Annotated in this window: 9 protein-coding genes; 6 read left to right on the top strand and 3 right to left on the bottom strand. The window is 74.8% G+C overall.

The window, feature by feature from the left end; genetic code table 11:
- Positions 1-11: 11 nt before the first annotated feature.
- From ACFVFR_RS29995 to ACFVFR_RS30015, 5 genes are all read left to right on the top strand, one after another.
- Positions 12-1,412, top strand: a complete 1,401-nt coding sequence (locus ACFVFR_RS29995; RefSeq protein WP_383707421.1) for a M20/M25/M40 family metallo-hydrolase — start codon at positions 12-14, stop codon at positions 1,410-1,412.
- Between the two features lie 3 nt (positions 1,413-1,415).
- On the top strand, positions 1,416-3,446 hold the full coding sequence (locus ACFVFR_RS30000; RefSeq protein WP_383707423.1) for a prolyl oligopeptidase family serine peptidase: 2,031 nt from the start codon (positions 1,416-1,418) through the stop codon (positions 3,444-3,446).
- A 269-nt stretch (positions 3,447-3,715) separates the two neighbouring features.
- Positions 3,716-5,458, top strand: coding sequence for a hypothetical protein (locus tag ACFVFR_RS30005; RefSeq protein WP_383707425.1), 1,743 nt, complete (start codon positions 3,716-3,718; stop codon positions 5,456-5,458).
- Positions 5,448-5,807, top strand: a complete 360-nt coding sequence (locus tag ACFVFR_RS30010; protein ID WP_383707427.1) for a hypothetical protein — start codon at positions 5,448-5,450, stop codon at positions 5,805-5,807. Before ACFVFR_RS30005 ends, ACFVFR_RS30010 begins: the two co-directional genes overlap by 11 nt.
- A gap of 12 nt (positions 5,808-5,819) precedes the next feature.
- Positions 5,820-6,572 carry a hypothetical protein gene (locus tag ACFVFR_RS30015; RefSeq protein ID WP_383707429.1) on the top strand — a complete coding sequence of 251 codons (753 nt, stop codon included), beginning with the start codon at positions 5,820-5,822 and terminating at the stop codon, positions 6,570-6,572.
- A gap of 59 nt (positions 6,573-6,631) precedes the next feature.
- Here ACFVFR_RS30015 and ACFVFR_RS30020 read toward each other — a convergent pair whose 3' ends face one another.
- The 3 genes from ACFVFR_RS30020 to ACFVFR_RS30030 all read right to left on the bottom strand — a co-directional run bounded on the left by ACFVFR_RS30020 (position 6,632) and on the right by ACFVFR_RS30030 (position 9,854).
- The gene (locus ACFVFR_RS30020) at positions 6,632-7,543 is read right to left on the bottom strand and encodes an ABC transporter ATP-binding protein (RefSeq protein ID WP_383707431.1); all 912 of its coding nucleotides are present in this window, start codon (positions 7,541-7,543) and stop codon (positions 6,632-6,634) included.
- A 2-nt stretch (positions 7,544-7,545) separates the two neighbouring features.
- Positions 7,546-8,649, bottom strand: a complete 1,104-nt coding sequence (locus ACFVFR_RS30025; RefSeq protein ID WP_383707433.1) for a FecCD family ABC transporter permease — start codon at positions 8,647-8,649, stop codon at positions 7,546-7,548.
- Positions 8,650-8,753: 104 nt separating this feature from the next.
- Entirely contained in the window at positions 8,754-9,854 is a 1,101-nt protein-coding gene (locus ACFVFR_RS30030) for a FecCD family ABC transporter permease (RefSeq protein WP_383707435.1), read from the bottom strand.
- A 172-nt stretch (positions 9,855-10,026) separates the two neighbouring features.
- Here ACFVFR_RS30030 and ACFVFR_RS30035 point away from each other — a divergent pair, with 172 nt between their 5' ends.
- A complete protein-coding gene (locus ACFVFR_RS30035) occupies positions 10,027-11,037 on the top strand; it encodes an ABC transporter substrate-binding protein (RefSeq protein ID WP_383707437.1) in 1,011 nt (336 codons plus the stop codon).
- Positions 11,038-11,097 lie beyond the last annotated feature (60 nt).

Consider the following 11,097-nt stretch of genomic DNA (forward strand, 5'->3'; position numbering starts at 1 on the left):
GGGGGAGAGCGATGGCACCGACACACGACGGACGGCCCACCGGCGGGCCCGCGCGTGGCGCGGACCCCACGCGCTGGCCCGCGCTGGACGAGCAGGCCCTGGCGGAGGTGGTGCGCTTCACCTCGGACCTGATCCGGATCGACACCACCAACCGGGGCGGCGGCTCGTGCTGGGAGCGGCCGGCCGCGGAGTACGTGGCCGAGCGGCTGAGCGAGGCGGGCGTGGAGGCGGTCCTGCTGGAGGCGGCGCCGGGGCGTACCAACGTCGTCGCGCGGATCGCGGGCCGGGACCGGACGGCGCCCGGACTCCTGGTCCACGGGCACTTGGACGTGGTGCCCGCCGAGGCGGCCGACTGGAGCGTGCACCCCTTCTCCGGGGAGATCCGCGACGGCGTGGTGTGGGGCCGGGGCGCCATCGACATGAAGAACATGGACGCGATGATGGTCGCCGTCGTCCGGGCCTGGCAGCGGCTGGGTCTCCAGCCCCGCCGGGACGTCGTCCTGGCCTTCACCGCAGACGAGGAGGACAGCGCGGAGGCGGGCTCGGGCTTCCTCGCCGACCAGCACGCGGCACTCTTCGTCGGCTGCACCGAGGGCGTCAGCGAGTCCGGCGCCTTCACCTACTACGGCACCACGCCCGGCGCCGACCGCGAGCGGCGCCTGTACCCGATCGCGGCCGGCGAACGGGGCACCGCCTGGCTGCGGCTGACCGCGCACGGCCGGGCCGGCCACGGCTCGAAGATCAACGACGTCAACGCGGTCAGCCGGCTGGCCGCCGCCGTGGCCCGCATCGGCGAGCACCGCTGGCCGGTGCGCCTGACCCCCACCGTACGCGGCGCGCTCAGCGAACTGGCCCAGCTCTACGGCGTCAAGGCCGAACTGGACGCCCCCGACTTCGACGTGGACGCCCTGCTGGCCGAGCTGGGCAGCGCCGCCGAGCTGATCGCGCCGACCGTACGCAACAGCGCCAACCCCACGATGTTGGACGCCGGCTACAAGGTCAACGTCATCCCCGGCAGCGCCACCGCGTTCGTCGACGGGCGGGTGCTGCCCGGCTGTGAGGAGGAGTTCACGGCCACCCTCGACGCGCTGACCGGCCCCCACGTCGAGTGGGACTACCACCACCGGGAGGTGCCGCTCTCGGCACCGGTGGACGGTCCCACCTTCGCCGCGATGCGCGCGGCCGTCGAGCGCTTCGACCCGGACGGGCACGTCGTGCCGTACTGCATGGCCGGGGGGACCGACGCCAAGCAGTTCTCGCGCCTGGGCATCACCGGGTACGGCTTCTCGCCGCTGAAGCTCCCCCGGGGCTTCGACTACGCGGCGCTCTTCCACGGCGTGGACGAGCGGGTGCCCGTCGAGGCCCTGCACTTCGGCGTCCGCGTCCTTGACCACTTTCTGCGGGAGGCATAGGAGATGGTGACCACGGCCCCGTTCGGAGCCTGGCAGTCCCCGATCGGCGCGGAGCTGACCGCCGCGCACGACGGCGGCCCGGAACAGGTGGGCATGGTCGGCGAGGAGGTGTGGTGGACCGCGCCGCGACCGGCGGAGAACGGCCGGCGCACCCTGGTCCGCCGGCGGCCCGGCGGGGCCCAGGAGTCGGTCCTGCCCCGGCCGTGGAACGTGCGCAGCCGGGTCATGGAGTACGGCGGCGCCGCCTGGGTGGCCGCCCCCCGCGCCGAGGACGGGCCACTGCTGGTCTTCTGCCACTTCGACGACCAGCGGCTGTACGCGTACGAGCCGGACGCCGCGGACGGCCGGGGCGCCGAGCCCAGGCCCCTGACCCCGGTGTCGTCGGTCGGTGGCGGGTTGCGCTGGGTGGACCCGGTGCTGGTGCCCGAGCGGGGCGAGGTGTGGTGCGTCCTGGAGGAGTTCACCGGGCCGGCGCCCGGTGACGTACGCCGCGTGCTGGCGGCCGTGCCGCTGGACGGCTCGGCCGCGCGGGACCGGGACGCCGTGCGCGAACTCACCGACGACGCGCACCGCTTCGTCACCGGGCCGCGTCGCTCCCCGAACGGCCGGCACGTGGCGTGGATCGCCTGGGACCACCCCCGGATGCCGTGGGACGGCACCGAGCTGAAGATCGCCGAGGTGGGCGCCGACGGCGAACTCACCGGCGCGCGCACCCTGACCGGCGGCCCCGGGGACTCCATCGCCCAGGTCGAGTGGGCGGCCGACGGCACCCTGATCGCCGCCAGTGACCGCTCCGGCTGGTGGAACCTGTACCGGGTCGACCCGGAAAGCGGCGCGGCGGTCAACCTGTGTCCGGGGGCGGAGGAGTTCGCCGGCCCGCTGTGGACGGTGGGCTTCCGCTGGTTCGCGCCGCTGCCCAGCGGGCTCATCGCCACCATCCACGGCCGGGGCGTCACCACGCTGGGCATACTCGACCCGGCCGCGGGCGAACCGAGCGGCGCCGACCGGGGCGCGGGCGAGCGGCAGCCGGTGGACCTCGTCGGGCCCTGGCGCGAGTGGTACCCCACGCTCGCGGTCAACGGCACCCGGGTGGTGGGCGTGGCCGCGAGCCCCAGCACCGGGTACGAGGTCGTCGAGCTGGACACCCGCACCGGCCACGCCCGCGTCGTCGGCGAACCCCACACGGACGTGGTGGACCCGGCGTACTACCCCCAGCCGGTGGCCCGCACCTTCGCCGGACCGGACGGCCGGGAGATCCACGCCCACCTCTACCCGCCGCGCAACCCCGACCACCAGGCCCCCGAGGGCGAGTCGCCGCCGTACGTGGTGTGGGCGCACGGGGGGCCCACGGGACGCTCACCGCTGCTGCTCAACCTGGCGATCGCGTACTTCACCTCGCGCGGCATCGGGGTCGTGGACGTCAACTACGGCGGCTCGACCGGCTACGGCAGGCACTACCGCGAGCGGTTGCGCGGGCAGTGGGGCGTGGTGGACGTCGAGGACTGCGCGGAGGTGGCGCGGGCGCTGGCCGCCGAGGGCAGCGCCGACGGCGACCGGCTGGCCATCCGCGGCGGCAGCGCGGGCGGCTGGACCACCGCCGCCTCACTGACGGGCACCTCGCTCTACGCGTGCGGCGCCATCAGCTTCCCCGTGCTGGACCTGGCGAGTTGGGCGGACGAGGACACGCACGACTTCGAGGCCCGGTACCTGGAGAGCCTGGTCGGCCCCCGCTCCGAGGTTCCGGGCCGCTACCGCGAGCGCTCCCCGCTGCACCAGGCCGACCGCCTCCGGGCCCCGTTCCTGCTGTTCCAGGGGCTCGACGACGCGATCTGCCCACCGGCGCAGTGCGAGCGCTTCCTCGCGGCGATCAAGGGGCGCGGCGTTCCGCACGCCTACCTCACCTTCGAGGGCGAGGGCCACGGCTTCCGTCGCGCGGAAACCCTGGTACGCGTTCTGGAGGCCGAACTCTCCCTCTACGGACAGGTCTTCGGCTTCGAGCCGCCCGAGGTGCCGGCGGTGGCGCTGGCCCCGTAACGGGGCCGGCCCTCGCGTGCGGGCCGGTACGGGGTCGGGCCCTCCCGGGCGCGGAGGGGCCGACCCGCGCCGCTCCGGCGCCGGCGCCATCGGCGGGGTGGCGCGGGGCCGGAACCCCGTGGTGGGTACCGGAGTTGGCCGAGAGACGGCGGTGCGGCGCCCCGGCGGGCGCCGTCCGCCCGCCTATGCTGGGGTCCCGCCGACGAGCCTCGCCACGCCGGGTTTCCACACCGAGGAGGACCGGGCGTCGAGCGGGCGTAGAGAGGGCCATGAGTACCGCGCACCTGCCACCCCAGCCGCGTCCCTCGTCGAACTCCACCCCGCTCCCGACCGCCGCCCCGCACGCGAGCGAGGCCACCCGTCTCCTGTGCGCGGGGACGTATCTGGACGCGACGTACCGAGACCGCGTCGTCGACGAGCTCTATCTGATGGACCACCGGGTCGCGGCCCCCTCGCTCGGATTCGACGCCGCCCGGGTCCTGGCGCACGCCCTGCGGGCCCGGCGGGTGGAACTGGCCTGGGCCTGGGGCGTGCTGGGGCTGCTGGCGGCCGGTGTCGTGGCGGCCAAGTGGTGGATGGTGCTCCTGGTGATTCCGGGACTGCTGCTGGTCCTCGCGCAGCGGATGCTGGGCACCGTGGGGGCGTCGGGACGCCATCGCCTGCCCGTCTTCGTCCTCCGCTGGGTCGGCCGGCTGCTGCTGGCCTACCTGGTGTACCGCAGCCTGGTTGTCGGCTTCGGGTTGTCGGACGGGTCCGGGGACAAGGACGATGAGACCTCGGCTCCCTCGTTCTGGAACACGCTCGGCGACTTCCTGTCCTCGTCGGCGAGCCTGGGTGGCCCCCAGGACGTGGCGCGGGCCTGGCTCGCGCTGGCCGCGCTGCTCGCGATGGGCGCCTGCGTCGTCGGGCAGCAACTGCACTTCGACCGGGTGCTGCGCGGCGAGTTGTCCCCGGAGCACTTCCCGGACGCGGCCAACGACCCGGCTGAGCGGGACGCCGGGCGGCGTTTCCAGCGGCTGAAGGGGCTCATCCGGGCCGAACAGCACGCCTCCCTGGTCATGTACCACGAGGCACGCCCCTTCTGCGGCGCCGGTACCGCCTACGACACCTGGGTCCTGGCGGTCGAGCTGCGCCCGGACGGGGAGGGGGAGCGCCGGCCCATCGGCAACAGCACGCTCCTGGCCGCGATGCGGCCCTTCCTGGAGCAGCTGCGCGAGGTGGCCGAGACGGCCGCGCGCGAGGGGTGGGCCGTCCGGGACCGGCTGCGGCAACTGCGGGTGGACGAGTGCGTGTTCCTCCCGGCGGAGGGCCTGCCGCACCGGGAGTACGCGCCCTACGACCAGGACTCCTTCGCACGGCACCGGGCCGAGGCGGTCGAGGAGGGCGGCGAGAAGCGCCGGCACTTCCTGCGCGTCCGGGTACACGGCTGGGAGGAGGACCTGGTCGTCACGGTCTTCGTCCGCGTCCACACCCAGGGCCGCATGCTGATGCTGGAGGTGGCGCCCCACGTGCTGCTGCCCATCCGCGAGGACTTCAGGGAGGCCGACCACGAGGCGTACCGCTTCGCCCAGCTGAACGGCCTGGGCAAGGCGGTCCACATCCTCACCCAGACCGCCAGCGCGCCCGGCCGGGCCCTGGTGGCGCTCGGCCGCCGCGCGGTGCACAACTGGCGGCGGCTGACCGGCGAGTTCGCCGGCGGTCCGCCGGAGGGGCCGGCCGTGTCGGTGCGGGAGATCGCCGCGCGGCCGAGGGGTTCGCTCTTCCAGACCATGGACGTCGACCGCTACCTGCGCAGTGTGCAGGACCGCATCGCCTACGGCGTCAAGACGGCGCTGGCCGAAGCCGGTTACCAGACGGGCGAGTTCACCCAGAAGATCATCAACATCAGCAACGGCGGCGTCCACATCGACTCGGTGGACGGCAGCACGTTCGCCATCGGGGACCACGCCCGCGCCACGACCGGCGGTGGAGCGACACCGCCGAGGAGGGACTCCTTCCGACATGACCAGTGAAGCGCCCGAGCCCCAGATCCACATCGGCGAGGTGTCCGGCAGCACCTTCGCCATCGGCAGCCACGCCGAGGCCAGGAGCTACCACGGAGCCACCCCGCCCCGCGACGAGGCGACGGCACAGCTCCTCGCCGCCCTCCGGCACCTGCGCGCCGACCTGTCCGACGCGGAGCCGGCCGACGGGAGCGCGGACCTCGACGCGGCGCTGGCCGACGCGGAGGACGAGATCACCCGCACCGGAAGCGCGGGCGAAGGTCGGTTGCGGCGCCTGCGGACGCTGCTGGGCGACGCGGTCGCGGTGTCCACCGTAGCGGCCTCGGCGGCCACTGTCGCCGCGCTGCTGGGCACCTGACGGGCGGTCGCGGTGAGCGAGCTACCGCCCCACTGGAACGCGGACGCCCAGCGGTGGCGGGACGAGTCCGACCACGACAGCCGCCCCACCGTCACGGCGCCGCCCCCGCCGATCCCGCCCCAGGGTGGGCCCGACCCGCGTGTCCTGCGGACGGTGGCCGTCGCGTTTCTCGTGCTCGGCGTCCTGACGGCCCTGGCGGTGTGGCGCCTGGCCGGCGGGGCGTCGGACAACGCCGGGCCGCCTGACTGCGCGCGCCTGGCGCAGTCGCCGGTCAGGGGCTCGGCGGGGACCGAGGCGTCCCCGGACACCGCTCCCCCGTCCCGGGTCTGCGCGGACGAACAGGGCTTTCGTGTCGCCGTCCCCGAGGGGTGGAAGCGGTCGAGCGTCACGGCGAACGCGACCTTCCAGATCGACTACGACGACCCCACCGGCGACCGGTTCCTGCGGGTCTTCGACGTGTCGGGCTCCTCGCCGGAGGACTCCATCGACGCCCTGGAGGGGCAGAGCGACGTCAGCTCCCTCACGGGCCGCGCGTGCGTCGACGACGGCGAGGGGGACGAACAGTGCGTACTGGAGTACACGGTTCCGGGCGGTGAGATGACCTGGTTCGTCGTCGCGCACCACTTCCGGGCCGTGGACGGCGCCGTCTACGGCGTGGCCACCTACCAGGTCGCAACGGCCGAAGACCGGGCCTACGCGCGGGAGGTCGCCCAGCGCGCCGCGCGGCACTTCTGCCCGCCGAAGCGCACCTGCGAGAGCGCGTAGCACACCCCGGCGGGCCGCGTGGCCAGCCACCCGGCCCGGTGGGGTCGGGTGGCGCCGGGTCAGGACGTCGGTGACGCCTTCGCCTCGCGGGGCCCGGCCACGGACGGCTCGCCCCGCTCCGCGTCGGCCGGCGCGACGTCGCCCGGCCCGGCGTCAACCGGCGCGGCCCCGACCCGCGCCCGGGGGACGATGACCGGGGAGCCGTCGACGGGGGCGTCCAGGACGTCGGCCGGGACGCCGTACAGGCGCTCCACCAGCGCCGCGTCGACCACCTCGCGGGAGGGACCGTGGGCGACGACCTCGCCGGCGCGCATGGCCACGATGACGTCCGCGTAGCGCGCGGCGCTGGTCAGGTCGTGGAGGACCATCACGACGGTGCGCCCGGCGGTGGCCACCTCGCGGACCAGCTCCAGGACCTCGACCGCGTGGCCGAGGTCGAGCGCACTGGTGGGTTCGTCGAGCAGGACCACGGGCGTCTCCTGGGCCAGCACCATCGCCAGCCAGCAGCGCTGGCGTTGGCCGCCGGAGAGCTGGTCGAGGCGGCGTTCGGCGAGGCCGGCGACGCCGGTGGCGGTCAGCGCGGCGCGTACGGCGCGCTCGTCCTCGCGGGACCACTGGCGGAACAGGCCCTGGTGCGGGTGGCGTCCGTAGCGGACGAGGCCGGCGACGGTCACCGCCTCCGGCGCCTGCGGGGACTGCGGCAGCAGCGAGACCCGGTGCGCCGCCTCGCGTTGGCGCAGCCGCCAGATGTCCCGGCCGCCGACGTGCACGGTGCCCGCGTGGGGCTGGTGGAGGCGGGCCATGGCGCGCAGCAGCGTGGACTTGCCGCAGCCGTTGGGGCCGACGATGGCGACGACCTGGCCGGACGGGACGGTCAGGTCCACGCCCCGGACGGCGAGCTGGGCGGGCTCGGCCCTGCCACGGGCGCCCGTCGGGTAGCCCGCCCTGAGCTGTTGGACGACGAGTTCCACGGTCACGCCTTTCGGGAGGGGGAGCCGCCGAACAGCACCCACAGCAGGAACGGTCCGCCGAGCACGCTGGTGACGACGCCGACGGGGATCTCCACGGGAGCCACCACCCGGCCCAGCGCGTCGCTGGCCGCCACCAGCGCCGCGCCCACCAGGGCGGAGCCGACGACGGGCACCCGGGTGGGGCCGTAGAGCCTGGTCGCGAGGACCGGCGCGGCCAGCGCGACGAAGGCGATCGGGCCGCCGATGCCGACCGCGATGCCGGCCAGCGCCACGGCCAGGGCCAGGGTGAGGGAGCGCAGCAGCGGCACGTTCAGACCCAGGGCGGCGGCCACGTCGTCGTCGAAGCGCATCACGTCCAGGCGCCGGCCGGCGACGAGTGCCAGCGGGACCAGGACCAGCAGGCACAGGGCCAGCGGCTGGCCCACCCCGTAGTCGCGTCCGTTGAGGCTGCCCACGCTCCACAGGAAGACGCCGCCGGCCGTGTTGTCGTTCTGGCGGGACATCACCAGGTCGCTGATGGCGCCGATGACGGTGGAGACGCCGATGCCGACGACCAGGACCCGGTAGCCACGGGTGCCGGCGCCGCCCGCGCACAGCACGACCAGGGCCGCCGCGCCGGCCGCGCCGAGCGGGCCCAGCCACCAGTCGCCGACCATGGCGGTGGAACTGCCGACCACGGAGGCGACGACGGCCGCGGTCGCGCCCTCGTTCACGCCGATGATGTCGGGGGTGGCCAGCCGGTTGCCGGCCAGGGTCTGGGTGAGGCAGCCGGCGATGCCCAGGGCGGCACCGACCAGCAGGCCCACCACGATGCGCGGCAGGCGGAACTCCTGGACGAGCATCACGGTCAGCCGGTCGCCGGTGCCCAGCAGGCCGCGCAGCGAGGTGCCGGGGCTCATGCCGGTCGAACTGGCCAGCGTGGCCAGCGCGACGATGACGGCGATGACCGCGAGGAGGCCGAGCGAGACGAGAGCCGCGCGGCGCGGGAAGAGCCAGGACAGGGTGCCGGTGCGCAGTACGAGACTGTCGTCGGGGGCCAGGCTCGGCTCGGCGGCGGGCTTCGCGGGCGCTGGCGCGCCGGTCGCGACGCCGGTCGCGGATGTCACGCCGGTCGCGGGTGCCGCGTCGGCGGTCGGGTCGGTGGTGGCCGTGGGGGAGGGGGCCTTGGGCGGCGTGGGCGAGTCGGGGGCCGGCCGCCGCCGCGCGGGCGTCACGCGCCGCCGCCGGGAGTACCGAGGCCCAGCAGGCGGTTGGTACGGGCGATCCAGATCAGCAGTGGCCCGCCGATCAGGGCGAGCAGCACGCTCACGGGCGTCTCCCAGGGGCGGATCACGACGCGGGCCGCGATGTCGGCCGCGACCATCACGTTGGCGGCGACCAGCGCGGACAGCAGCAGTTGGGCGGTCAGCCGGGGCCCGGTGACCAGCCGCGCGGCGTACGGGGCGAGGAGGCCGAGGAAGGCGATCGGGCCGGCGAGCGCGACCGCGGCCCCGGCCAGCAGCGTCACCGCGCCGGCCACCACCAGCCGGATACGGCCCGGGTGGTGGCCCAGCGCGCGGGCGCTGTCGTCGCCCAGGGCCAGCGCGGACAGCGGCCGGCTGGCGCCCAGCGCGATGACCAGGCCGACGACGATGAGCGGGGCGATGGACAGCGCGGTGCGGGTCTCGACGCCGGCCAACGAGCCGATGGTCCAGTAGCGGTAGACGTCGAAGGTGGACTGCGTGCCCAGCAGCACGTACGAGGTCATGCCGTGGAAGGTGGCGCCGAGCGCGGAGCCGGCGAGCACCAGCCGCAGCGGGGAGGTGGCGGCGCGCCCGGACGCGGCGAGCAGCAGCACCACGGCGCTGGCGGCCATCCCGCCGACCAGGGCCCAGACCAGGATGCCGAAGGCCGAGCCGACGTCGAAGTAGGTCAGCCCGATGACGACGCCGAGCGCCGCACCGGAGTTGACGCCCAGCAACCCGGTCTCGGCGAGCGGGTTGCGGGTGACGGCCTGGAGCAGACAGCCGGCGGCGCCCAGGGCGGTGCCCACCAGGACGGCGGCGATGGTGCGCGGCAGGCGCACGTCCACCACGGCCAGCCGCAGCGCGGCGTCGGCGCGCGCCGACGGGTCGCCGACGAGGTAGTCGAAGGCGCGCGACATGGGGGTGCGGCCCGAGCCGACGAGAAGGGAGAGCAGGCACAGTGCGAGCAACAGCGTGGTCAGGGCCACGGCGGCCCACAGCGTGGGACGGTGCCCTGGCCTCACGGGTGCGGTCGTCGTGGGCCTCGTCACGTCGACGGGAGGCCCGGCCTCTTGCGCAACGGACATGAGGTTACCCTAACCTCGCTCATGACCCGGGGCGCCGGGTGGGTCGCCGGACCCACCCGCCGATCGCCATGCCCCGGTGGTGCGGGCGTCCCGTCGCGACCAGCGGCGCGCCCCGTACGGCAGGCCCGGCGGCGGTGACTCCCGCGCGCCGGCTGACACTTCGGAGATCCGTATGACCTCGTCCCCCTCGGCCGACCGCGCCGCCTCTGCCCGCTCGACCGTGGCGCGCTCCCCGCGCGCCCGGCTGACCGCGCTGGCCGCCCTCACCCTGGTCTCCGCGCTCGCGCTCTCCGCGTGCGGGTCGGACGACGGGGACAAGGATGACGACAAGGGCAAGGCGGCCCGTACCGTCCAGGACGTGACCGGCGCCGACGTGAAGGTGCCCGAGAAGGTCGAGCGGGTCGTGGTGCTCAGCGAGATGGACCTGGACAGCTCGCTCGCCCTGGGCGTGGAGCCGGTCGGCCTGACGGCGGGTCGGGGCCAGAAGGGCGCCCCGGAGTACCTGGCGGACAAGGCCAAGGACATCGAGGTCGTCGGCGCGGTCACCGGCCCCGACCTGGAGAAGGTCCTGGCCGCCAAGCCGGACGTCATCCTGGCCGGGCAGATCGCCGACGCCCAGGTGCTCAAGCAGCTTCGCGGGATCGCGCCCACCGTGATGACCGTGGGCAAGGACAAGAACTGGCAGAAGGCGCTCACCCTCACCGGCGAGGTGCTCGGCAAGCAGAACGAGGCCAAGACCTTCCTCGCCGACTACGACAAGCGCGTCGGCGAGGTCAAGAAGTCGCTGGGCGGCAAGACCGGTTCGACGGTGAGCGTGGCCCGCTACTCGGCCAAGGGCACCGCCGTCATGCAGCAGGGCGTCTTCATCAGCGACGTCCTGAAGGACCTGGGCTTCAAGCGGCCGGCGCTGCAGAACGAGAAGGGCGCCGGGCACTCGACGCCCATCAGCGACGAGGACATCCAGCAGATCGACGGCGACTGGCTGTTCATCGGCACGCTGGCCTCCAAGGGCAAGGACGCCGACCTGTTCGGCGAACTGCGCGACAAGCCCGCCTACCGGCAGCTCGGTGCCGTCAAGGCCGGCCACGTGACCGAGATCGACGGCTCCAAGTGGACGAGCCTGGGCGGTTCGCTGGCGGCCCTGTCGGTGCTGGACGACATCGAGAAGGCCATGGCCAAGTAGCCCACCGGCCCGCCGGCGGGGCCCGCTCCACGCGAGGGGCCCCGCCGGGCGCGTGGCGGG

Origin of the sequence: Streptomyces sp. NPDC057702, from assembly GCF_042799315.1 — a bacterium.
In the GTDB taxonomy this organism is placed as follows: domain Bacteria; phylum Actinomycetota; class Actinomycetes; order Streptomycetales; family Streptomycetaceae; genus Streptomyces.

Bases quoted from the DNA above. Each gene is read 5' to 3' on its own strand.
- ACFVFR_RS30010 (WP_383707427.1), top strand. From the start codon at position 5,448: ATGACCAGTGAAGCGCCCGAGCCCCAGATCCACATCGGCGAGGTGTCC.
- ACFVFR_RS30035 (WP_383707437.1), top strand. From the start codon at position 10,027: ATGACCTCGTCCCCCTCGGCCGACCGCGCCGCCTCTGCCCGCTCGACC.
- ACFVFR_RS30005 (WP_383707425.1), top strand. From the start codon at position 3,716: ATGAGTACCGCGCACCTGCCACCCCAGCCGCGTCCCTCGTCGAACTCC.
- ACFVFR_RS30030 (WP_383707435.1), bottom strand. From the start codon at position 9,854: ATGTCCGTTGCGCAAGAGGCCGGGCCTCCCGTCGACGTGACGAGGCCC.
- ACFVFR_RS29995 (WP_383707421.1), top strand. From the start codon at position 12: ATGGCACCGACACACGACGGACGGCCCACCGGCGGGCCCGCGCGTGGC.
- ACFVFR_RS30000 (WP_383707423.1), top strand. From the start codon at position 1,416: ATGGTGACCACGGCCCCGTTCGGAGCCTGGCAGTCCCCGATCGGCGCG.